This window comes from Streptomyces sp. NBC_00012, assembly GCF_045040875.1.
Lineage (GTDB): Bacteria > Actinomycetota > Actinomycetes > Streptomycetales > Streptomycetaceae > Streptomyces.
The window spans coordinates 3,413,839-3,435,675 of the sequence record NZ_CP108309.1; the positions used below are offsets into that span (position 1 = coordinate 3,413,839).

20 protein-coding genes are annotated in these 21,837 nt (G+C 71.1%); 13 read left to right on the forward strand and 7 right to left on the reverse strand.

The features are described from left to right. Positions 1 to 3 precede the first annotated feature (3 nt). Positions 4 to 465 (reverse strand): hypothetical protein, encoded by a 462-nt coding sequence (locus OHA19_RS15510; RefSeq protein ID WP_405716103.1) that lies wholly within the window; start codon positions 463 to 465, stop codon positions 4 to 6. A 410-nt stretch (positions 466 to 875) separates the two neighbouring features. Here OHA19_RS15510 and OHA19_RS15515 point away from each other — a divergent pair, with 410 nt between their 5' ends. Both OHA19_RS15515 and OHA19_RS15520 read left to right on the forward strand, forming a co-directional pair. Then, positions 876 to 2,630 (forward strand): acetyl/propionyl/methylcrotonyl-CoA carboxylase subunit alpha, encoded by a 1,755-nt coding sequence (locus tag OHA19_RS15515; RefSeq protein ID WP_405716101.1) that lies wholly within the window; start codon positions 876 to 878, stop codon positions 2,628 to 2,630. 133 nt (positions 2,631 to 2,763) lie between these two features. Beyond that, a complete protein-coding gene (locus OHA19_RS15520) occupies positions 2,764 to 3,363 on the forward strand; it encodes a TetR/AcrR family transcriptional regulator (protein ID WP_405716099.1) in 600 nt (199 codons plus the stop codon). 168 nt (positions 3,364 to 3,531) lie between these two features. Here the strand turns inward: OHA19_RS15520 and OHA19_RS15525 are convergent, their stop codons facing one another. Both OHA19_RS15525 and OHA19_RS15530 read right to left on the reverse strand, forming a co-directional pair. Next, positions 3,532 to 4,503 carry a DeoR/GlpR family DNA-binding transcription regulator gene (locus tag OHA19_RS15525; RefSeq protein WP_405716097.1) on the reverse strand — a complete coding sequence of 324 codons (972 nt, stop codon included), beginning with the start codon at positions 4,501 to 4,503 and terminating at the stop codon, positions 3,532 to 3,534. A gap of 186 nt (positions 4,504 to 4,689) precedes the next feature. Then, positions 4,690 to 6,129 carry an NAD(P)H-quinone dehydrogenase gene (locus OHA19_RS15530; RefSeq protein ID WP_405716095.1) on the reverse strand — a complete coding sequence of 480 codons (1,440 nt, stop codon included), beginning with the start codon at positions 6,127 to 6,129 and terminating at the stop codon, positions 4,690 to 4,692. A gap of 248 nt (positions 6,130 to 6,377) precedes the next feature. Here OHA19_RS15530 and OHA19_RS15535 point away from each other — a divergent pair, with 248 nt between their 5' ends. The 3 genes from OHA19_RS15535 to OHA19_RS15545 all read left to right on the forward strand — a co-directional run bounded on the left by OHA19_RS15535 (position 6,378) and on the right by OHA19_RS15545 (position 9,440). After that, on the forward strand, positions 6,378 to 6,815 hold the full coding sequence (locus tag OHA19_RS15535; protein ID WP_405716093.1) for a gamma-glutamylcyclotransferase: 438 nt from the start codon (positions 6,378 to 6,380) through the stop codon (positions 6,813 to 6,815). Positions 6,816 to 6,917: 102 nt separating this feature from the next. Next, entirely contained in the window at positions 6,918 to 7,742 is an 825-nt protein-coding gene (locus OHA19_RS15540; protein ID WP_405716091.1) for a purine-nucleoside phosphorylase, read from the forward strand. 57 nt (positions 7,743 to 7,799) lie between these two features. Further along, entirely contained in the window at positions 7,800 to 9,440 is a 1,641-nt protein-coding gene (locus tag OHA19_RS15545; protein ID WP_405750564.1) for a phospho-sugar mutase, read from the forward strand. Between the two features lie 189 nt (positions 9,441 to 9,629). On the opposite strand, the gene OHA19_RS15550 is transcribed toward OHA19_RS15545, so the two are convergent. Beyond that, entirely contained in the window at positions 9,630 to 11,075 is a 1,446-nt protein-coding gene (locus OHA19_RS15550; protein ID WP_405716088.1) for an NCS2 family permease, read from the reverse strand. A 272-nt stretch (positions 11,076 to 11,347) separates the two neighbouring features. Between OHA19_RS15550 and OHA19_RS15555 the strand changes: the two genes are divergently transcribed. Next, on the forward strand, positions 11,348 to 12,025 hold the full coding sequence (locus tag OHA19_RS15555) for a helix-turn-helix transcriptional regulator (RefSeq protein ID WP_405716087.1): 678 nt from the start codon (positions 11,348 to 11,350) through the stop codon (positions 12,023 to 12,025). A 375-nt stretch (positions 12,026 to 12,400) separates the two neighbouring features. On the opposite strand, the gene OHA19_RS15560 is transcribed toward OHA19_RS15555, so the two are convergent. After that, positions 12,401 to 13,054 (reverse strand): PH domain-containing protein, encoded by a 654-nt coding sequence (locus tag OHA19_RS15560; protein WP_405716085.1) that lies wholly within the window; start codon positions 13,052 to 13,054, stop codon positions 12,401 to 12,403. 114 nt (positions 13,055 to 13,168) lie between these two features. Between OHA19_RS15560 and deoC the strand changes: the two genes are divergently transcribed. Genes deoC through OHA19_RS15575 form a run of 3 tightly spaced genes read left to right on the forward strand, consistent with a single transcriptional unit; the run spans position 13,169 to position 16,468 of the window. Next, on the forward strand, positions 13,169 to 14,131 hold the full coding sequence (deoC, locus tag OHA19_RS15565) for a deoxyribose-phosphate aldolase (protein WP_405721814.1): 963 nt from the start codon (positions 13,169 to 13,171) through the stop codon (positions 14,129 to 14,131). Positions 14,132 to 14,136: 5 nt separating this feature from the next. After that, positions 14,137 to 15,576 (forward strand): aldehyde dehydrogenase family protein, encoded by a 1,440-nt coding sequence (locus OHA19_RS15570; RefSeq protein WP_405750566.1) that lies wholly within the window; start codon positions 14,137 to 14,139, stop codon positions 15,574 to 15,576. Beyond that, positions 15,566 to 16,468, forward strand: coding sequence for an aldehyde dehydrogenase family protein (locus tag OHA19_RS15575; RefSeq protein WP_405716082.1), 903 nt, complete (start codon positions 15,566 to 15,568; stop codon positions 16,466 to 16,468). The genes OHA19_RS15570 and OHA19_RS15575 overlap by 11 nt, the downstream gene beginning before the upstream one ends. A 65-nt stretch (positions 16,469 to 16,533) precedes the next feature. Here OHA19_RS15575 and OHA19_RS15580 read toward each other — a convergent pair whose 3' ends face one another. Then, entirely contained in the window at positions 16,534 to 16,953 is a 420-nt protein-coding gene (locus OHA19_RS15580; RefSeq protein ID WP_405716081.1) for a hypothetical protein, read from the reverse strand. Between the two features lie 63 nt (positions 16,954 to 17,016). Here OHA19_RS15580 and OHA19_RS15585 point away from each other — a divergent pair, with 63 nt between their 5' ends. Continuing rightward, positions 17,017 to 17,724, forward strand: coding sequence for a uridine kinase (locus tag OHA19_RS15585; protein ID WP_405716079.1), 708 nt, complete (start codon positions 17,017 to 17,019; stop codon positions 17,722 to 17,724). Between the two features lie 250 nt (positions 17,725 to 17,974). Here the strand turns inward: OHA19_RS15585 and OHA19_RS15590 are convergent, their stop codons facing one another. Further along, the gene (locus OHA19_RS15590) at positions 17,975 to 18,775 is read right to left on the reverse strand and encodes a SigE family RNA polymerase sigma factor (RefSeq protein ID WP_405716078.1); all 801 of its coding nucleotides are present in this window, start codon (positions 18,773 to 18,775) and stop codon (positions 17,975 to 17,977) included. Between the two features lie 192 nt (positions 18,776 to 18,967). On the opposite strand from OHA19_RS15590, the gene afsQ1 reads away from it, so the two are divergent. The 3 genes from afsQ1 to OHA19_RS15605 are packed head-to-tail and all read left to right on the forward strand — an operon-like array spanning position 18,968 to position 21,797. Continuing rightward, positions 18,968 to 19,645: a two-component system response regulator AfsQ1 gene (afsQ1, locus tag OHA19_RS15595; protein ID WP_206433404.1), complete on the forward strand. Its 678-nt coding sequence runs from the start codon at positions 18,968 to 18,970 to the stop codon at positions 19,643 to 19,645. Next, a complete protein-coding gene (locus tag OHA19_RS15600; protein ID WP_405716077.1) occupies positions 19,642 to 21,180 on the forward strand; it encodes an ATP-binding protein in 1,539 nt (512 codons plus the stop codon). Before afsQ1 ends, OHA19_RS15600 begins: the two co-directional genes overlap by 4 nt. Next, positions 21,180 to 21,797: a GerMN domain-containing protein gene (locus OHA19_RS15605; RefSeq protein WP_405716075.1), complete on the forward strand. Its 618-nt coding sequence runs from the start codon at positions 21,180 to 21,182 to the stop codon at positions 21,795 to 21,797. Before OHA19_RS15600 ends, OHA19_RS15605 begins: the two co-directional genes overlap by 1 nt. Positions 21,798 to 21,837 lie beyond the last annotated feature (40 nt).

The window sequence follows — 21,837 nt, forward strand, 5'->3', positions numbered from 1 at the left end:
CGGTCAGACGGCCGCCGGAGCGCCCGCTCCGGCGTCGGCTGCGGGTTCCTCGGCGGGTTCCTCGGACCGGGCGCCGTACGCCACCAGCGTGAGCACTATCAGCCCGAACACCACCATCATGACCGCGAACGCGGCCCAGCCGACCAGCCCGACCGTCAGCGCGCCCAGCACCGCGTGCACCACGGCGCAGATGATCAGGACGATGCGGGCGAACCGGCCGGGGGCCCGGTCGCGGATGCCGGCCAGCAGCAGGAACAGGCCGCACAGCAGCAGGTACAGGCCGAAGACTCCGCCCATCGCCCAGGTGCCGTTCGACATGACGGCGGGGTCCATCCCGGCCAGTGACATGTCCTGGTTCTTGACGACCGTCGCCAGGATGGCGTTGATGAGCACGATGCCCACGGCCTCCACGAACAGCGCGATCGCGGCCACGAACGCCACCGGTCTGCGCACCACGGTGTTCACCCCCTGTTACCTGCAGTACGTGCGATAGCGCGGACCCTACTAACCGGTAACGCTCCGGACAAGGGTCCGGCGATCTCCGCTTCCGCCCCGCGCTCGTGGCGCACGCGGGCGCACTGTTCCCGCACCCTCCTTGCCCCGGCCCTCGTGCGTCGGGCAAAGAATCGTTCGCCCATTAGTGGGGACTCGACAAAGAAACGCGCGGAGTCGCAGCTCGCGCGAACAGAGACCTGGACCACACCTTGTGGCTACTGTGCGGTCATGCAACCGGGCGTACCGTGGTGCCACAAGGGATTTCGCGACTTGAGCAAGCCTCGAATCACACTCTGTGTGGGCAAGCTCACCATTGGGGACGGGTCGTAAGGCCGTGTCGGTAGTCCCTAAACTCAGCTTGTTTCAAGGAGGGAGCCATCGTGCGCAAGGTGCTCATCGCCAACCGTGGCGAAATTGCTGTCCGAGTTGCTCGGGCATGCCGGGATGCCGGGATCGGGAGCGTGGCCGTCTACGCAGACCCGGACCGCGACGCTCTGCATGTGCGTGCGGCCGACGAGGCATTCGCTCTGGGCGGTGACACCCCGGCCGCCAGCTACCTGGACATGGCCAAGGTGCTCCAGGCTGCCAAGGACTCCGGTGCCGACGCGATCCACCCGGGCTACGGCTTCCTGTCGGAGAACGCCGAGTTCGCGCAGGCCGTGCTGGATGCCGGTCTGACGTGGATCGGCCCGCCGCCGCAGGCGATCCGGGACCTCGGCGACAAGGTCGCCGCCCGGCACATCGCGCAGCGCGCCGGGGCTCCGCTGGTGGCCGGCACGCCCGATCCGGTCGAGGGTTCCGCCGAGGTCGTGGCGTTCGCCGAGGAGCACGGGCTGCCGATCGCGATCAAGGCCGCCTTCGGCGGCGGCGGTCGCGGGCTGAAGGTGGCCCGCACGCTGGAGGAGATCCCGGAGCTGTACGACTCCGCCGTCCGTGAGGCCGTCGCGGCGTTCGGCCGGGGCGAGTGCTTCGTGGAGCGCTACCTGGACCGGCCGCGCCACGTCGAGACCCAGTGCCTGGCCGACAGCCACGGCAACGTCGTCGTGGTCTCCACCCGTGACTGCTCGCTCCAGCGCCGCCACCAGAAGCTGGTCGAGGAGGCACCGGCCCCCTTCCTGTCCGACGCGCAGAACGCGGAGCTGTACGCGGCGTCCAAGGCCATCCTGAAGGAGGCCGGCTACGTCGGCGCCGGCACGGTGGAGTTCCTGGTCGGCACCGACGGCACGATCTCCTTCCTGGAGGTCAACACCCGCCTCCAGGTCGAGCACCCGGTGACCGAGGAGGTCAGCGGCCTCGACCTCGTACGCGAGATGTTCCGCATCGCCGACGGCGAGGAGCTGGGCTACGACGACCCGGCCGTGCGCGGGCACTCCTTCGAGTTCCGGATCAACGGCGAGGACCCGGGCCGCGGCTTCCTGCCCGCCCCGGGCACCGTCACCACGTTCGCCCCGCCGACCGGCCCCGGTGTCCGCCTCGACGCGGGCGTGGAGTCCGGCTCCGTCATCGGCCCCGCCTGGGACTCGCTGCTGGCGAAGCTGATCGTGACCGGCGCGACCCGCGAGCAGGCGCTCCAGCGCGCCGCCCGTGCGCTGGCCGAGTTCAATGTGGAGGGCATGGCCACTGCCATCCCGTTCCACCGCGCGGTCGTCGTCGACCCGGCGTTCACCAGCGAACCGTTCCAGGTCCACACGCGCTGGATCGAGACCGAGTTCGTCAACGACATCAAGCCCTTCACCGCCACCGCCGACACGGAGGCCGAGGAGGAGGCCGGCCGTGAGACGGTCGTGGTCGAGGTGGGCGGCAAGCGCCTGGAGGTCTCCCTCCCCTCCTCGCTCGGCATGAGCCTGGCCCGCACCGGACTCGCCGCGGGCGCCAAGCCCAAGCGCCGCGCCGCGAAGAAGTCCGGCTCCGCGGTCTCCGGCGACACCCTGGCGTCCCCGATGCAGGGCACCATCGTCAAGATCGCCGTCGAGGAGGGTCAGGAGGTCCAGGAGGGCGACCTGATCGTCGTCCTGGAGGCCATGAAGATGGAGCAGCCGCTCAACGCGCACCGCTCCGGCACCATCAAGGGCCTCGCCGCCGAGGTCGGCAGCTCGGTCTCCTCCGGCGCCGTCATCTGCGAGATCAAGGACTGACCGCCGCAGTATCCGCACCACCCCGGGGCCCCCGCGCAGTCGTACGACTGCGCGGGGGCCCGGTCGTACGGTCACTCCCGCTGACGCGCGGTGGCATCCTGGACCCCGAGGCGGAAGAAGGGACGACCGCGCCATGGCGATCAGTACGGCACAGACGCCGCCCCGGCCCATGCGGGCCGACGCGCGCCGGAATTACGACCGGCTGCTGAACGAGGCCCGGACCGCCTTCGCGGAGCACGGCACCGACGCGTCCCTGGAGGACGTCGCGCGGCGCGCGGGGGTGGGGATCGGCACGCTGTACCGGCACTTCCCGAACCGGCACGCGCTGATGAGCGCGGTCTTCCAGGAGGCCCTGACGTCCCTGATCGCCCGTTCCCGCGAGCTCGCGGGGGCGCGGCAGCCGTGCGCGGGCCTGGTGGAGTGGCTGGGCGCGATCATCACCCACGCGGGTGAGTACCGGGGACTGGCGCAGGCGCTCATGTCGACGTCGAGGGACGAGACTTCGGCCCTGGCCCAGTGCAATGTGCCGTTGCGCGAAGCCGGGGCGGTGCTGCTGGCGCGGGCGCAGGCGGGCGGGTCGGTGCGGCCGGACGTGTCGATCGACGACCTGATGCAGCTGACGAACGCGATCGCGCTCGCCGCCGAACAGTCGCCGGACGACCCGGAGTTGGCGGGGCGGCTGCTGATGCTGACCCTGCAGGGGCTGAAGGGGCCGAACGCGGAGGGCGGTTGAGGGGGCTGGTGGGTTGAGGGGCTGGGCAGCCGCAGGCGGTTCGGGGCAGGCTCTGCGGTCCGCCGTACGGACCTGTTCCCCTGCCCGCCCCTTCCCGTGACCGGGCTCCCCCCGGGTCCCGGCCCCTTGCCCCGCACACCGGCGAGGCTGAATTCTCGTCCCCGGGTCCTACCGGCGTCGCAGATCCGCGACTCTCGCCCGGTCTCCCGGCCCCTGGCCCGACTCCGACAGGGACGCCGTGCTCCGCAGCTGCTGCGGGCCGGGCCCGCCCCCGTGTGTCCGGCGCTGTCCGGGCAGCGGCATGTCCCGGCGGCCCTGCCGCCCGTGCGGAAGGGGCTCGGGCGTCGCGGTGCCGCTTCCCGACCCGGCCACCGCGATCTGAACCCCCTGGTCGGCGAGGGCCTGCAGCTCGGTGGCGGCGCGGTCGTCGTTGCCGGGAGGTTCGTCCGTCACCAGGCGGGTGACGAGGTCGGTCGGCACCGTCTGGAACATGGTGTCGGAGCCGAGCTTGGTGTGGTCGGCCAGGACCACCACCTCGGCTGCGGCCTGCACCAGCGCCCGGTCCACGCTCGCGGAGAGCATGTTGGACGTGGAGAGGCCGCGCTCCGCGGTGAGCCCGCTCCCGGAGAGGAACGCGCGAGAGACCCGCAGCCCCTGGAGGGACTGCTCGGCACCGCTGCCCACCAGGGCGTAGTTGGAGCCGCGCAGCGTACCGCCGGTCATCACCACCTCCACCCGGTTGGCATGGGCCAGCGCCTGGGCGACCAGCAGGGAGTTGGTGACGACGGTCAGACCGGGGATCCGCGCGAGCCGGCGGGCCAGCTCCTGCGTGGTCGTACCGGCACCGACGACGATGGCCTCACCTTCCTCCACGAGGCCGGCGGCCAGGTCGGCGATGGCCGTCTTCTCCGCGGTGGCGAGATGGGATTTCTGCGGAATGCCGGAGTCCCGCGTGAAACCGCCCGGCAGTACCGCACCGCCGTGCCGGCGGTCGAGGAGTCCTTCTGCCTCCAGTGCCCGCACGTCCCGCCGTACGGTCACTTCGGAGGTCTGGACGACGCGGGCGAGCTCACGGAGCGATACCGCCCCGTTGGCACGCACCATTTCGAGGATCAACTGACGACGTTCTGCAGCGAACACGAAACTGACAGTAACGTGATCGCCCGAGTGGTTTCAGCGATTTGCTCCGAATAGCGGAAGTTGTACATACAAGGGGCCGCCAAGTGATATAGGCGGCCCCGTTGTTGTTCCGTACTGACCGGACGGCGATCACCGGACCGCCCGAGTTGCCGGGAGATGCCGGGGATTGCCGGTCCTCGAAAGCGCTTACGCCTCGCCCGCTCGCTTACGGGTGTGCAACTGCCTGGCCACTTCCGCGATCGAACCCGACAGGGACGGATACACGGTGAAAGTGTTTGCGATCTGTTCCACCGTCAAATTGTTGTCGACCGCGATCGAGATGGGGTGGATGAGCTCGCTCGCGCGCGGCGCGACGACACAGCCGCCGACCACGATTCCGGTGCCGGGCCGGCAGAAGATCTTGACGAAGCCGTCGCGGATGCCCTGCATCTTGGCGCGCGGGTTGCGCAGCAGCGGCAGCTTGACCGCCCGGGCGTCGATCTTGCCCGCGTCGACATCGGCCTGGGTGTAGCCGACGGTGGCGATCTCGGGGTCGGTGAAGACGTTCGAGGAGACCGTCTTCAGGTCCAGCGGGGCCACCGCGTCACCGAGGAAGTGGTACATCGCGATCCGGCCCTGCATGGCGGCGACCGAGGCGAGGGCGAAGATCCCGGTGACGTCACCGGCCGCGTACACGCCCGGGGCGCTGGTGCGGGAGACCTTGTCGGTCCAGATGTGGCCGGACTCCTTGAGCCGGACCCCGGCTTCCTCCAGGCCCATGCCCGCACTGTTGGGGATCGCGCCGACCGCCATGAGGCAGTGCGAACCGGAGATGACCCGGCCGTCGGCGAGGGTGACCTCGACCCGGTCACCGACGCGCTTGGCGGCCTGGGCGCGGGAGCGGGCCATGACGTTCATGCCACGGCGCCGGAAGACGTCCTCCAGCACGGCGGCCGCGTCCGGGTCCTCGCCCGGCAGCACCCGGTCGCGGGAGGAGACGAGGGTGACGCGCGAGCCGAGCGCCTGGTAGGCGCCCGCGAACTCGGCGCCGGTCACGCCGGAGCCGACCACGATGAGCTCCTCGGGCAGCTCGTCGAGGTCGTAGACCTGGGTCCAGTTCAGGATCCGCTCGCCGTCGGGGAGCGCGTCCGGGATCTCCCGGGGGTGGCCGCCGGTCGCGATCAGCACGGCGTCGGCGGTGAGCGTCTCCTCGGTGCCGTCGGCGGCGGTGACGACGACCTTGCGGGAGCCGTCGGCGGCCTGGAGGCCCTCCAGACGGCCGCGGCCACGCATCACGCGGGCGCCGGCGCGGGTGACGGAGGCGGTGATGTCGTGGGACTGGGCGAGCGCCAGGCGCTTCACCCGTCGGTTGACCTTGCCCAGGTCGACGCCGACCACCCGGGCGGCCTGCTCGATGTGCGGGGTGTCGTCCGCGACGATGATGCCCAGCTCCTCGTACGAGGAGTCGAAGGTGGTCATCACCTCCGCCGTCGCGATCAGGGTCTTGGAGGGCACGCAGTCGGTGAGCACGGACGCGCCGCCGAGGCCGTCGCAGTCGACGACGGTCACCTCCGCGCCGAGCTGGGCGCCCACCAGTGCCGCCTCGTAGCCGCCGGGTCCGCCGCCGATGATCACGATCCGGGTCACGAAAAGTCCGCCTCGCGTATGTCATCCCGCGGCCGTCTGCTGCCCCGGCCGGGGGTCCGGGGGAGCGCCCCGGGGGAATGCAGTACGTACTTCATTGTCCCGCACGCGCCAAGGTGCTTCGCCCCGGGGCCCTCCATACGTGCGCCGGGGCGTGCGCGCCGGGGCCCAGGAGCGGGAAGCGGAACCCCGCGAGTGGTCTTCCGACCGGAATCGACGTTCCTCCCGCCACCTCCCGTACCCTCGAACCCATGTCGCTCTACGCCGCGTACGCCGGCAACCTCGACGCGCGGCTGATGACGCGCCGCGCACCGCATTCCCCGCTGCGCGGCACGGGCTGGCTCAACGGCTGGCGGCTGACTTTCGGCGGGGAGCAGATGGGCTGGGAGGGCGCGCTGGCCACCGTGGTGGAGGCGCCCCGTTCCCAGGTCTTCGTCGCGCTGTACGACCTGGCTCCGATGGACGAGGACTCCATGGACCGGTGGGAGGGTGTCGGCCTCGACATCTACCGGCGGATGCGGGTGCGGGTGCACACCCTGGACGGCGAGGAGCCGGCCTGGATGTACGTGCTGAACGGCTACGAGGGCGGGCTTCCGTCCGCGCGGTACCTGGGCGAGATCGCCGATGCCGCGGAGTCCGCGGGCGCGCCGCACGACTATGTGATGGAACTCCGCAAGCACCCCTGCTGACCGGGCCGGCCAGCACTTTTGTGTGAATGTACAAGCAACTGCGTACAGACTCTGCCCATGGGCATCTACGCGCGTAGGGAATCACCGGTTACCCTCATCCGCGTGAACTCATCAGTTATTCCGGACAACATCCAGGGCGACCCGTACGCGGCCGCCGCCGACGCCGCCGCCCGCCTGCGCGAGCTGACCGGTGCCGAGACCCACGACGTCGCGCTCGTGATGGGTTCCGGCTGGGCGCCCGCGGGCGATGCGCTCGGCGCTCCGGAGGCCGAGTTCCCGGTGACCGAGCTGCCCGGTTTCCCGGCGCCCGCCGTGCAGGGGCACGGCGGGACGATCCGCTCGTACCGGATCGGTGAGAAGCGGGTCCTGGTCTTCCTCGGCCGCACCCACTTCTACGAGGGCCGGGGCGTCGCCGCCGTCGCGCACGGGGTCCGTACCGCCGTCGCGGCCGGGTGCGGGACCGTCGTCCTGACGAACGGCTGCGGCGGTCTGCGCGAGGGCATGCGCCCCGGTCAGCCGGTGCTGATCAGCGACCACATCAACCTGACGGCGGCCTCCCCCATCGTCGGCGCCAACTTCGTCGACCTGACCGACCTGTACTCGCCGCGGCTGCGCGCACTGTGCAAGGAGGTCGACGAGACCCTCGAAGAGGGTGTGTACGTGCAGTTCCCCGGCCCGCACTACGAGACGCCGGCCGAGATCAACATGGTCCGGGTCATGGGCGGCGACCTGGTCGGCATGTCCACCGTGCTGGAGGCCATCGCCGCACGCGAGGCGGGCGCCGAGGTGCTGGGCATCTCGCTGGTCACGAACCTCGCGGCGGGGCTGAGCGGGGAGCCGCTCAACCACGAAGAGGTGCTCCAGGCGGGCCGGGACTCCGCCACGCGCATGGGCGCGCTGCTGGCCCGGGTCCTCGAACGCATCTGACCGGCCGCGGCCGGATCGCGCACCCACCCACGACCCACCCGCAGGAAGGCGGAAACCGTGCAGCAGGACCTCATCGCGCAGGCCAGGACGTGGCTCGCGGAGGACCCCGATCCCGAGACCCGCGCCGAGCTCGCCGGGCTCATCGAATCCGGGAGTGCCGAAGAGCTCGCCGCACGGTTCGCCGGCACCCTGCAGTTCGGCACCGCCGGGCTCCGCGGTGAGCTGGGGGCCGGGCCGATGCGGATGAACCGTTCCGTCGTCATCCGCGCCGCGGCCGGGCTCGCCGCCCACCTCAAGGCGCAGGGGCAGGGTGGCGGGCTCGTCGTCATCGGGTACGACGCCCGGTACAGGTCCGCCGACTTCGCCCGCGACACCGCGGCCGTGATGACCGGCGCGGGCCTGCGGGCGGCGGTGCTCCCCCGCCCGCTCCCCACCCCCGTGCTGGCGTACGCCATACGGCACCTGGGCGCCGTCGCGGGCGTCGAGGTGACCGCCAGCCACAACCCGCCGCGCGACAACGGCTACAAGGTCTATCTCGGCGACGGCTCACAGATCGTCCCCCCGGCGGACGCCGAGATCGCCGCCGAGATCGCCGCGGTCGGCCCGCTCGACGGCGTGGACCGCCCCGAAGGCGGCTGGGAGACCCTCGGCGACGAGGTCCTGGCGGCCTACCTGGCGCGTACGGACACCGTGCTCTCCGCCGGTTCGCCGCGCACCGCCCGGGTCGTGTACACCGCGATGCACGGTGTCGGCGCGTCCGTGCTGACCGCCGCCTTCGAGCGGGCCGGGTTCCCCGCTCCGGTGCTCGTCGCCGAACAGGCCGAGCCCGACCCGGCGTTCCCCACCGTCGCCTTCCCCAATCCGGAGGAGCCCGGCGCGATGGACCTCGCCTTCGCGACCGCGCGCCGCACCGACCCCGACATCGTCATCGCCAACGACCCGGACGCGGACCGCTGCGCCGTCGCCGTCCCGGACCCCGCCGCCGAGGGCGGCTGGCGGATGCTGCGCGGCGACGAGGTCGGGGCGCTGCTCGCCGCCCATCTGGTGGCCCGGGGCGTGAGCGGCGTCTTCGCCGAGTCGATCGTGTCGTCCTCGCTGCTCGGCCGGATCGCCCGGAAGGCGGGGCTCGGCCACGAGGAGACGCTGACCGGCTTCAAGTGGATCGCCCGGGTGGACGGACTGCGCTACGGGTACGAGGAGGCGCTCGGCTACTGCGTCGACCCCGAGGGCGTACGCGACAAGGACGGGATCACGGCCGCGCTGCTCGTCGCCGAGCTCGCCTCCGTGCTCAAGGAGCAGGGGCGCACGCTGCTCGATCTCCTCGACGACCTCGCGGTCGCCCACGGGCTGCACGCCACCGACCAGCTGTCGGTCCGGGTGAAGGACCTGTCGGTCATCTCCGACGCCATGGCACGGCTGCGCGAGCAGCCGCCGGCCGCGCTCGCGGGCCTCGCCGTCACCTCGGCCGAGGACCTGGCGCGGGGCACCGCCGAGCTGCCGCCCACCGACGGGCTCCGCTACCACCTCCGGGGCGCGCGGGTGATCGTCCGCCCGAGCGGCACCGAGCCGAAGCTCAAGTGCTATCTGGAGGTCGTGGTGCCGGTCGGTTCGGCGGACGAACTGCCGGCGGCCCGGGCCAGGGGGGCCGAGCTGCTCGACGGGATCAAGCGCGATCTGGCGGCCGCGGCCGGGATCTGAGCGGCCGCGACGACCGGCTCCACGTCCGGCCCCCGGACGCCCGGCGCGGCCGGGGGCCGGGGCCGGGCGCCCGTACGAGCGGGGGACGGCCCGGTGGACGTGATGTGCGAGCACACCGCGTCCACCGGGCCGTCCCCCGCTCCGTTCCGGGTCCACCGCGTCGTACCCCGATCGCGGGTGCCCGTGCGGCTACTTGGTGCCGAGCAGCTGCTCCAGCGGGTCGATGGCGAAGTAGACGAGGAAGAGCGCCGCGGTGCCCCAGAGCAGCCAGTGGACTTCGCGGGCCTTGCCCAGGCACGCCTTGATGACCACGTAGGAGACGAAGCCGGCGCCGATGCCGTTGGTGATGGAGTACGTGAACGGCATGACCGCGATGGTCAGGAAGGCGGGGATCGCGACTTCGTACCGGTCCCAGTCGATGTGCTTCACCTGGGTCATCATCAGGAACCCGACGGCGATGAGGGCGGGGGCCGCCGCCTGGAGGGGCACGATGGTGAGCACGGGGGTGAAGAAGAGGGCGAGGGCGAACAGACCGCCGGTGATGAGGTTGGCGAACCCGGTGCGCGCGCCTTCGCCGACACCTGCGGCGGACTCGATGTACGTGGTGGCGGACGAGGCGGAGGCGGCACCGCCGACGACGGCGGCCGCGCCGTCGATCAGCAGCACCCGGCCCAGGCCGGGGACCTGGCCGCGCTCGTCGAGGAGTCCGGCTTCCGCGGTGATGCCGACGACGGTGCCCATCGTGTCGAAGAAGTCGGACAGCAGGAGGGTGAAGACGAGCAGGACGACGGTCAGCACGCTGACCTGACCGAACGAGCCGAACAGATCGAAATTGCCCAGGAGCGCGAAGTCGGGTGAGGCGACGGGCTTGTCGGGCAGCGACGGCTCGGTCAGACCCCAGGACTTGATGTCGGCGATCGAGTTGATGACGACGGCGACGACGGTCATCACGATGATGCTGATGAGGATGGCACCCTGCACCTTGCGGGCCAGGAGGACGATCGTCATCAGCACGCCGAGACAGAAGACGAGCATGGGCCAGCCGGTGAGGGCGCCCGTGCCGATCTGAACGGGAACAGTGGTGTTCGCGGCGTCGGGGATGCGGGTGACGAACCCGGAGTCCACGAAGCCGATGAAGGCGATGAACAGGCCGATGCCGACGCTGATGGCCTGCTTGAGGGGCTGCGGGATGGCGTGCATGATCGCCTCGCGCAGACCGGTCATCACCAGTACGCAGATCAGCAGGCCTTCGAGCACGATGAGGCCCATCGCGTCGTCCCAGCCCATCAGCGGGGCGATCTGGAAGGCGGTGACAGCGTTGAGACCCAGGCCCGCGGCCAGGGCGAGCGGCAGGTTGCCGCCCACACCCATGATCACGGTCATCACCGCGGCCACCAGTGCCGTGGCGGTGGCCAATTGGCCGGCGTCCAGCTGATGACCGAACTTGTCCTCGGTGCTGCTGAGGATGATCGGGTTGAGTACGAGGATGTACGCCATCGTGAAGAAGGTGGCGAATCCACCACGTATCTCACGGCCGAAGGTCGAGCCGCGTTCACCTATACGGAAGAACCGGTTGACCGGGCCACCGGATCCGGTCGTCGGCGCTTCAGCCGAGCCTGTCGTGCTGGTGTGCATGACTGTGTCTCCTGGAGCTGCAAGTACGAGGGAAAACATGGCGGTGGCGCCGGAGTACATAAATCGCTTGTGCGAACACACATACGGCGCCTGGGCAGCGGATCTTACGCGGCAGGGGCGTTTTCTCAATTGCTTTGCGGTATCGATTGCTTGTCCTTCTCGCACCGCCCCTGTCGGTTCCTCCAAAATCGCCGACGACCTATCCAGCCAAACCGGGATGCGGGCGACACGGGCCATGGAGTTCACCCCTGGTAACTCCTTACTCTCGGTCCGTGCATCCACCGCTCCCCTTCAACGCGCGCGCCGCCCGCATCCTGCGCGAGAAACTCGGGATGGCCCCCGGCCACGTCGCTTACGGCATGCGCGCCTCCTACGGCACGACCCACATCACGCCCGACCACATCACCGCGTGGGAACGCGGCACCGCGCTGCCCACCCCCAGCGAACTCACCGCACTGGCCGGCGCCCTGTGGTGCAACCCCCACGAACTCATGGGCGCTCCCCGCACCTTGCGGGAACACCGCCTCGCCCGCGGACTGGCCGCCGAGGACGTCGCCCGCGCCACCGGCGTCGACCTCGACGCCTACCACCGCATGGAAGAAACCGGCCAGTGGGCCGGCGACAAGAGACAGTCCGCCAGCCTCGGCGACCTCCTCAAACTCCCCCCACGCGACTTCGTCGCCATCACCGGCCTGGAGGACGAACTCGCCCGCCTCCTCGCCGAAGCCGTCTCCACCCGCTGGCAGGCCCACATCCGCGCCATCGCCCGCCTCATCTCCACGGACCGACGCGCGCTCCAGGGACCCCTGCGCGACATGCACCACGAGTACCAGACGATCATGGCCGCCACCCTCAGCCGAGCCGGTGGCACCACCGCCTCCGGCGAAATCGGGCGACGCTACATCGACGACATCGTCAACCACTTCTGGGGCCGGCTACCGGAGGACTGATGCCGCGTCGGCCTACGTCCGCCCCGGTGCTCCCCGTCCCTCGCGCCGTTCCGTGAGCCGGCAGGCCGGTGACCGCTTCCGGAAGCCGGAGGAGAGCCGGGCCGCCACGGAGCGACGCCGAGCACCGCGCGGCGCAGAGGCACAGGCAGGACGCGTGGCACCGGAGCTGCGCGCCGCATGTGGCGGAGGTGGAGCGGAGCCACGGGTTCATGCGCGCGCAGGGCCCGGCAGCGGACCGACCGGGCGCACCTCGTGACATTCCGGGGCGGCCCGTCGTCGCCCGGGGTGCCGGACGCGATGCGGCGGCCGGAGTCGCTGATCGCCCGCGTGCGTACGACGACGCCCGGCCGCCGTACGCGGGTACTGCGGCCCGCCTCAGCCGGTCGCGAGCAGCACCACCAGCAGCAGCGCGCCCACCACCGCCGGAGCGATCACCTCGAACGCCCAGCGCACCGACACCGACGACTCCGCGGACCCCGCGGCGGCGCCCGCACCGCCCTCCTTCGCCCGCTCCGCCAGCTCCCGCAGGTCGGCCATGGTCTGGTCGGCCGTCGCGGTCCGGGCCTTGGTGTCGCGGACGTCGGCGTGCACGGACGTACGGTCGTACGGGTCGTCCAGCGACCGCCGGGACTGCTGCCGGGCCGCCTTCTTCCGCTGCCGCAGCGACACCGGTACGGCCCAGAGCTGGTACTTGGCGCCGCCCTCGGTGAACAGCTCGCACGAGTACCCGGCCCGCAGATCCGCGACCTCGGTCCACGGCATGCCGATCGTCCGGAACGGGTTACGGATCCGGATCCGCTGCTCGTTGGCGAGCACGACCGGCCGCAGCGTGAAGGCGACGACCATCGGCACCGCGGTCAGCATCCCGGCCAGCGCCAGCCACGGCACCCGGCCGTCCCCCCTGATCAGGGCGTCCCCGCCGATCCAACAGATGAGCAGGAGCAGCAGGACACCCCCGACGATCCCGGCGGGCGAGCGGAAGGTCCGGTCGGCGTAGACCGGCTCGGCGGGTGGTGTGGGGCTCGTCATGGGCCCGATTCTGCCTGACGGAGGCATGGGGCTGCCCGGCGGACCGCGCCCCGCGCGGAGAGGTGGTCCCCCTGTACAGGTCGCTACGCGCGTAGATATGCTCCTCTGGTGACCATGCCCACCACAGCTCCTGCATTCTCCGACGCGACCGCGTCCGACAGTGCGCTGCGCCGCTTCCTGCACGGGCTGCCCGGCGTCGACGCCGTCGGCCTCGAAGCACGCGCCGCGTCCCTCGGAACCCGTTCGATCAAGACGACGGCCAAGGCGTACGCCATCGACCTGGCCATCTCGATGATCGACCTGACGACGCTGGAAGGCGCGGACACCCCGGGCAAGGTCCGGGCCCTCGCCGCCAAGGCCGTCAATCCCGACCCGACCGACCGCACGGCCCCGCGCACCGCGGCGGTCTGTGTCTACCCCGACATGGCGGCGACCGCCGTCGCCGCGCTGGCCGGCTCCGGTGTGAAGGTGGCCTCCGTGGCGACGGCCTTCCCGGCCGGCCGAGCCGCGCTCGACGTCAAGCTCGCGGACGTCCGTGACGCCGTGGCCGCCGGGGCCGACGAGATCGACATGGTGATCGACCGGGGCGCGTTCCTCTCCGGCCGCTATCTGAAGGTGTACGAGGAGATCCTCGCCGTGAAGGCGGAGTGCGCACGGGCCGACGGCCCCGACGCCCGCCTGAAGGTGATCTTCGAGACCGGCGAGCTGTCCACGTACGACAACATCCGCCGCGCCTCCTGGCTCGGCATGCTGGCGGGCGCCGACTTCATCAAGACCTCGACCGGCAAGGTCGGGACGAACGCCACGCCCGCCAACACCCTGCTGATGCTGGAGGCGGTGCGCGACTTCCGCGCGCAGACCGGCGTGCAGATCGGCGTGAAGCCGGCCGGCGGCATCCGCACGTCCAAGGACGCGGTCAAGTTCCTGGTACTGGTGAACGAGACCGCGGGCGAGGACTGGCTGGACAACCACTGGTTCCGCTTCGGCGCCTCCAGCCTGCTGAACGACCTGCTGATGCAGCGCCAGAAGCTCAGCACCGGCCGTTACTCCGGCCCCGATTACGTGACGGTGGACTGATCCCCATGGCATCTGTATTCGAGTACGCCCCCGCCCCCGAGTCGCGCTCGGTCGTCGACATCGCGCCGTCGTACGGGCTGTTCATCGACGGCGAGTTCGCCGAGGCGGCCGACGGCAAGGTCTTCAAGACCGTCTCGCCGAGCAGCGAGGAGGTGCTGTCCGAGGTCGCGCAGGCCGGTGCGGCCGACGTGGACCGGGCCGTGAAGGCGGCCCGCAAGGCGTTCGAGAAGTGGTCGGCGCTGCCCGGCTCCGAGCGCGCCAAGTACCTCTTCCGGATCGCCCGGATCATCCAGGAGCGCAGCCGCGAGCTCGCCGTCCTGGAGACCCTCGACAACGGCAAGCCGATCAAGGAGACCCGCGACGCGGACCTCCCGCTGGTCGCCGCGCACTTCTTCTACTACGCGGGCTGGGCCGACAAGCTGGACCACGCGGGCTACGGACCGAACCCGGCCCCCCTCGGCGTCGCGGGCCAGGTCATCCCCTGGAACTTCCCCCTCCTGATGCTGGCCTGGAAGATCGCCCCGGCGCTCGCCACCGGCAACACGGTGGTCCTCAAGCCCGCCGAGACGACCCCGCTCTCCGCGCTGTTCTTCGCGGACATCTGCCGCCAGGCGGGCCTGCCCAAGGGCGTCGTGAACATCCTTCCCGGCTACGGGGACGCGGGCGCAGCCCTCGTCGCGCACGAGGACGTGAACAAGGTCGCCTTCACCGGCTCGACCGCGGTCGGCAAGGCCATCGCCCGCCAGGTCGCCGGCACGGACAAGAGGGTCACCCTCGAACTGGGCGGCAAGGGCGCCAACATCGTCTTCGACGACGCCCCGATCGACCAGGCCGTCGAGGGCATCGTCACCGGCATCTTCTTCAACCAGGGCCAGGTCTGCTGCGCGGGCTCGCGGCTCCTGGTCCAGGAGTCGGTCCAGGACGAGCTGCTGGACGCGCTGAAGCGCCGGCTGTCCACGCTCCGGCTCGGCGACCCGCTGGACAAGAACACCGACATCGGCGCGATCAACTCCGCGGAGCAGCTCGCCCGGATCACCGCGCTCACCGAGACGGGCGAGGCGGAGGGCGCCGAGCGCTGGAGTGCCCCCTGCGAGCTCCCCTCCGCCGGTTACTGGTTCGCCCCGACGCTGTTCACCAACGTCACCCAGGCGCACACCATCGCGCGCGACGAGATCTTCGGCCCGGTGCTGTCGGTGCTGTCGTTCCGTACGCCCGACGAGGCGGTCGCCAAGGCCAACAACAGCCAGTACGGCCTCTCGGCCGGCATCTGGACGGAGAAGGGCTCCCGCATCCTCGCGGTGGCGAACAAGCTCCGGGCGGGCGTCGTCTGGGCCAACACGTTCAACAAGTTCGACCCGACCTCGCCCTTCGGCGGCTACAAGGAGTCGGGCTTCGGCCGCGAAGGCGGCCGTCACGGCCTGGAGGCGTACCTCGATGTCCGATAACCGTCTGAGCGTCTTCAAGACCTACAAGCTGTACGTCGGGGGCAAGTTCCCCCGCTCCGAGAGCGGCCGGGTGTACGAGGTGACGGACTCTAAGGGCAAGTGGCTGGCGAACGCCCCCCAGTCCTCCCGCAAGGACGCGCGCGACGCGGTCGTGGCCGCCCGCAAGGCGTTCGGCGGCTGGTCGGGAGCGACCGCGTACAACCGCGGCCAGATCCTCTACCGCGTCGCGGAGATGCTGGAGGGCCGCAAGGACCAGTTCGTACGGGAAGTGGCGGACGCGGAGGGCCTGTCGAAGTCCAAGGCGGCGGCCGTCGTGGACGCGGCGATCGACCGCTGGGTCTGGTACGCGGGCTGGACCGACAAGATCGGCCAGGTCGTGGGCGGGGCGAACCCGGTCGCGGGCCCGTTCTTCAACCTGTCCACCCCCGAACCGACCGGTGTGGTCACGGTCCTGGCGCCCCAGGAGTCGTCGTTCCTGGGTCTGGTCTCGGTGATCGCCCCGGTGATCGCGACCGGCAACACGGCCGTCGTCATCGCCTCGGCGGACTCCCCGCTCCCGGCCCTGTCCCTGGGCGAGGTGCTGGCCACCTCCGACCTGCCGGGCGGCGTGGTGAACATCCTGTCCGGCAGGACGGCGGAGATCGCGACGCCGCTCGCCTCCCACCAGGACGTCAACGCCATCGACCTCACGGGCGCCGACGCCGCGCTGGCGAAGGAGCTGGAGATCGCGGCGGCCGACAACCTGAAGCGGGTCCTGCGTCCACAGCCTGTGGACGGCGGCGCTGCGGACTGGACGGCCGATCCGGGCACCCACCGCCTGACGGCCTTCCTGGAGACCAAGACGGTCTGGCACCCGACGGGCGCCCTGGGCGTCTCGGGCTCCTCGTACTGACCGGTCCCCTGCACGGCAACGGCCTGTTCCTCCGGCCCCCGGAGGAACAGGCCGTTGCCGGCTGCTCAGCCGCCGTGCAGCGCCTGCGCCGCCGGCCCGACCACCGGCAGGTCCTTCAGCGCGCCACCACTGGTCAGCGGGTCGGTGACGGCGGCCGTGGAGAGCGGCTTGAAGTCGGCGATCTGTGTCCCCACCGCGTTGTTCAGCGGGTCCGTGCCCGTGCCGGCCAGCGGATCGAGCCGCAGATGTGTCACCGGGGCGATGCCGTTGCGGAGCGAGTGACCGAGCGCCCCGGTCACCGCGCCACCGGTGGCATCACCGGCCTCGCCGAGGGCGGTGTCGGCGCCCACGACCGGCACGTGGGGCAGCGGCGCCGCCTGGGCCGCCGCACCCCCCGCACCGAGCGCGGCACCCACCGCGGTGACGGTCAGACCTGCTCGCAGCAGAGCGCGGCGACGGGACTTGGAAAGTGCATGACGTGCCATGGAGTTCCCACCTGATCGAGACGATCGAGTAATCACGTGAATGCGTAGAGTAGTTGAGGTGTGATGCTCGATACCAACAAGGGCACCGGGGGATCCCCTGCGCGGGTCAATGCCTCACACTCGTGTTCTGTGAATTCCCAACCGATCCCGACCCGCGTCGTACTGCTCGCGGGCCCTTCCGGCTCCGGCAAGTCCTCCCTCGCCGCCCGCACCGATCTCCCGGTGCTGCGCCTGGACGACTTCTACAAGGAGGGCGACGACCCCACGCTGCCGCTCGTCCCCGGCAGTACGGACATCGACTGGGACTCCGCACAGTCCTGGGACGCCGACGCGGCGGTCACCGCGATCACGGAGCTGTGCCGCACCGGCCGCACCCACGTCCCGGTCTACGACATCACCACCAGCTCCCGGGTCGACCGGGAGGCCCTCCACATCGAGCGCACGCCGCTGTTCGTGGCCGAGGGAATCTTCGCGGCGGACATAGTCGAGCGGTGCCAGGAACTCGGCGTCCTGGCCGACGCACTCTGCCTGCGCGGCCGCCCGACGACGACGTTCCGCCGCCGGTTGCTGCGCGATCTGCGCGAGGGCCGCAAGTCGGTGCCGTTCCTGCTGCGGCGCGGCTGGCGGCTGATGCGGGCGGAGCGCCGGATCGTGGCACGCCAGACGGCCCTGGGCGCGTATCCGTGCGGCAAGGAAGAGGCCCTGGGCCGGCTGGCCGCGGCGGCGGCGGGGCGGTGCCGGCGGGCGCCCGCCGCACGCGGGACGGCATAGCGGGCCTCCCGCGTACGCACGCGACGGGGGACGGTTGCGCCCAGGTCGGCGTCCCGATGCCGAGCCTCCCGCGCACACGCGCGACGGGGAGGGCCACCGCGAGATCGAGTCGCGTGCGCCCGGGCCTCCCCCGCACACGCGAACGGGGCCGGACAGGACCCCCCGGCCCATCCGACCCCGCAGCACTTCCCCCGTGTTCCGCCGCCTCCCCCGAAGCAGCGGCCCCGTTCTCCCCCGTGTCCCCCTCGCCTCAGGCCACCAACTCGCCGAAGGACTCCTCCTCGTCACGGCCGAAGCTGAGGACCTCGTCCTCGCGCAGCCGGCGGAGCGACCGCCAGATGCTGGACTTCACCGTGCCGACGCTGATGTCGAGGATGGCCGCGATCTCCGGATCGGTGCGGCCCTCGTAGTAACGCAGGACCAGCATCGTGCGCTGGAGTTCCGGCAGCCGCGCCAGCGCCTGCCAGAGCACGGCGCGCAGTTCCGTGCCGCGCATCGCGTCCGTGTCGCCCGCCGTCTCCGGCAGCTCCTCGGTCGGGTACTCGTTGAGCTTGCGCCTGCGCCAGGCACTGATGTGCAGGTTCGTCATGGTGCGGCGCAGATAGCCGCCGACCGCCGCCTTGTCGCTGATCCGGTCCCAGGCCCGGTACGTCGAGAAGAGGGCGCTCTGCAGCAGGTCCTCGGCCTCGAACCGGTCGCCGGTCAGGTGGTAGGCGGTTGCGTACAGGGAGGCGCGGCGCTCCCGGACGTAGGCCGTGAACGCCGCTTCGGCGTCCTCGCCCTGCGCCGGGGCCTTCCGCTCCCCAGTGACCTCCCCGTACGCGCTGCCCCCGTTGTTCCCCCCGTTGCCCCCCACAGGCGCGTCAACCACCGTCATGTACGACAGGTGCTGACGCCCGGCGCCACGAACGCACCCCCGCCCTCCCCCGAGGTCTCGGCTGCGCTCGACCAGGGAGGCACCCCCTCCGGCGCCGGACTTCTCGGCACTCCGGCCGATGTCGTGGAGACGCGTGACAACTGCGCTTGCGGTGGTGCTGTGAGTTGCGTTCATCTCGCGCCCCCCATCGGTGGAGTCCGTCCGTTCCTTGTGCCAATGAGCTTGCCGGGGCAGTTTCATGGCGTTGTCCGCCGACTGTCACAGGCCTGTCACAGGGCCTGCCGATGGTGCGGCCGGGGCGCGCGGGATGTATGAGTCGACCCCAACTGTCGAACTGGGGCACCACCATGGGTCAGAATGACCAGCGTGCCTTTCCTGTTGCTGATCGAGGACGACGACGCCATCCGCACGGCCCTCGAACTCTCGCTGTCGCGCCAGGGCCACCGTGTGGCCACTGCGGCGACGGGAGAGGACGGCCTGAAACTGCTGCGTGAGCAGCGGCCGGACCTGATCGTGCTGGATGTGATGCTGCCCGGGATCGACGGCTTCGAGGTGTGCCGGCGGATCCGGCGCACCGACCAGCTGCCGATCATTCTGCTGACCGCGCGCAGCGACGACATCGACGTCGTGGTCGGGCTGGAGTCCGGCGCCGACGACTACGTGGTGAAACCCGTGCAGGGCCGGGTGCTCGACGCCCGGATCCGCGCGGTGCTGCGCCGCGGCGAGCGCGAGTCCACCGACTCCGCCTCGTTCGGGAGCGTGGTGATCGACCGTTCCGCGATGACCGTGACCAAGAACGGCGAGGACCTGCAGCTCACGCCGACGGAGCTGCGTCTCCTGCTGGAGCTGAGCCGCCGGCCGGGTCAGGCCCTGTCCCGGCAGCAGCTGCTGCGGCTGGTCTGGGAGCACGACTACCTCGGTGACTCCCGGCTGGTGGACGCGTGTGTACAGCGGCTGCGGGCCAAGGTCGAAGACGTGCCGTCCTCGCCGACGCTGATCCGTACCGTCCGGGGTGTGGGCTACCGGCTGGACTCGCCTCAGTGAGCGATGCCGTCAAACGGAGCCTGCTCACCGGGCTTCGCTGGACCAGTCTGCGGCTGCGGCTCGTCGTGGTGTTCGCCCTGGTGGCGCTGACCGCCGCGGTGTCCGCGTCGGGGATCGCGTACTGGCTGAACCGCGAGGCCGTGCTCACCCGTACCCAGGACTCCGCGCTCGGGGACTTCCGCCAGGAGATGCAGGGCCGGGCGGCCTCGTTGCCGCTCCACCCCACCAGGGACGATCTGCAGAACGCCGCCGTGCAGATGGCGAGCAGTTCGCCCGGCTACAGCGTGCTGCTGGTCGACGAGCGCGACACCGGCAAGCCGATCGTCGGCAACTCCGACCTGGACACCTTCACGCTCGACAACGTACCGCTGTCGTTGCAGAAGGCGGTCAACAAGAAGCAGCCGGTGGAGACGGGCAACAAGTACGAGTACCACCTGTTCTGGCAGCGGACCAGCATCCGCGGCACGCCGTACCTGGTGGGTGGCACGAAGATCATCGGTGGTGGCCCGACCGGCTACATGCTGAAGTCGCTCGACCAGGAACGGCAGGACCTCAACTCGCTGGCCTGGTCCCTGGGCATCGCCACCGGGCTCGCGCTGATCGGCTCGGCGCTGCTCGCGCAGGCCGCGGCGACGACCGTGCTGCGGCCCGTGCAGCGGCTCGGCGACGCCGCCCGCAAGCTCGGCGAGGGCAAGCTCGACACCCGGCTGGTGGTCTCCGGCACGGATGAACTGGCCGATCTCTCCCGTACGTTCAACCGGACCGCGAGTTCGCTGGAGAAGCGGGTCGCGGACATGAGCGCGCGGGACGAGGCGAGCCGACGGTTCGTCGCCGACATGTCGCACGAGCTGCGCACCCCGCTCACCGCGCTGACCGCCGTCACCGAGGTGCTGGAGGACGAGGCGGACAGCCTCGACCCGATGATCGCGCCCGCGGTGCGGCTGGTGGTGAGCGAGACCCGGCGCCTCAACGACCTGGTGGAGAACCTGATGGAGGTCACCCGCTTCGACGCGGGTACGGCCCGGCTCGTCCTCGACACCGTGGACGTCGCCGACCAGGTCACCGCCTGCATCGACGCCCGTGCCTGGCTGGACGCGGTGGATCTGGACGCCGAGCGCGGCATGATGGTGCGTCTGGACCCGCGCCGGCTCGATGTGATCCTGGCGAATCTGATCGGCAACGCGCTCAAGCACGGCGGTTCACCGGTGCGGGTCGCGGTGCGGACCGAGGGCGACCAGCTCGTCATCGAGGTCCGGGACCACGGCCCCGGCATCCCCGAGGACGTGCTGCCGCACGTCTTCGACCGGTTCTACAAGGCCAGCGCCTCGCGCCCGCGTTCCGAGGGCAGCGGTCTCGGTCTTTCGATCGCCATGGAGAACGCGCACATCCACGGCGGTGACATCACGGCCGCGAACTCGCCGGACGGCGACGGCGCGGTGTTCGTGCTGCGACTGCCGCGCGACGCCGAAGCGCTCACCCGTTCCGGCGATGGGCACGAGGCCGGGGACCGGGACGAGGAGGGCGACGCGACGTGATGGACAGCAGGAATCGCCGGGCACGCCGCCCGGCCGTGGCACTGGCCGGGGCCGTGGTCGGGGCCGTGCTGGCCGCAGGCTGCGGGATCAGGTCCACCACGGTGCCGGTGGACGCCGGGGCCGCACCGTCCCAGGTGCCGTGCACGATGTCCGCGGAGAACGTCACGACGCAGGCCCTCAAGGGCATCCCCGTACAGATCTATCTGGTCTGCTCCTCGCAGCTGGTCACGGTGGACCGTACGGTGCGGGTCGACGAGACCGGTTCGGACCGGGTCCGGATCGCGCAGGCACTCCTGGACGAGCTGCTGCTGAAGCCGCCCGCCGCCGAACGGCGGGCCGGGTACTCCACGACCGTCCCGAAGGCCCTGCGGGTCGGCGGGGCCCGCAGCGGTGACCGGGCGGACACGCTGCGGCTCAGCGAGCAGCCGGAGGACCTGCGGTCCGAGGCGCTGGCACAGATCGTGTGCACGTACGCGGAGAGCGACTCGCTCGCCCCCGAGGGCACGGTGGTGCTGGGCGGGCCCGGAAGCTATCCGCCGCGCGGATACCTGTGCACCTCGGAGATGAAGGCACACCCCAAGGCCGTGGCGACGCTGGGGACCGGTACGGGGGCCTGAGCGCCCGGCGGTCCGCTCTCCGGCACCGGACGGGGCCGAT

Excerpts from the sequence above, each read along its gene's own strand:
- OHA19_RS15520 (WP_405716099.1), top strand. The coding sequence starts at position 2,764 with ATGGCGATCAGTACGGCACAGACGCCGCCCCGGCCCATGCGGGCCGAC.
- OHA19_RS15535 (WP_405716093.1), top strand. The coding sequence starts at position 6,378 with ATGTCGCTCTACGCCGCGTACGCCGGCAACCTCGACGCGCGGCTGATG.
- OHA19_RS15550 (WP_405716088.1), bottom strand. The coding sequence starts at position 11,075 with ATGCACACCAGCACGACAGGCTCGGCTGAAGCGCCGACGACCGGATCC.
- OHA19_RS15560 (WP_405716085.1), bottom strand. The coding sequence starts at position 13,054 with ATGACGAGCCCCACACCACCCGCCGAGCCGGTCTACGCCGACCGGACC.
- deoC (WP_405721814.1), top strand. The coding sequence starts at position 13,169 with ATGCCCACCACAGCTCCTGCATTCTCCGACGCGACCGCGTCCGACAGT.
- OHA19_RS15570 (WP_405750566.1), top strand. The coding sequence starts at position 14,137 with ATGGCATCTGTATTCGAGTACGCCCCCGCCCCCGAGTCGCGCTCGGTC.
- OHA19_RS15575 (WP_405716082.1), top strand. The coding sequence starts at position 15,566 with ATGTCCGATAACCGTCTGAGCGTCTTCAAGACCTACAAGCTGTACGTC.
- OHA19_RS15580 (WP_405716081.1), bottom strand. The coding sequence starts at position 16,953 with ATGGCACGTCATGCACTTTCCAAGTCCCGTCGCCGCGCTCTGCTGCGA.
- OHA19_RS15585 (WP_405716079.1), top strand. The coding sequence starts at position 17,017 with ATGCTCGATACCAACAAGGGCACCGGGGGATCCCCTGCGCGGGTCAAT.
- OHA19_RS15590 (WP_405716078.1), bottom strand. The coding sequence starts at position 18,775 with ATGAACGCAACTCACAGCACCACCGCAAGCGCAGTTGTCACGCGTCTC.
- OHA19_RS15605 (WP_405716075.1), top strand. The coding sequence starts at position 21,180 with ATGGACAGCAGGAATCGCCGGGCACGCCGCCCGGCCGTGGCACTGGCC.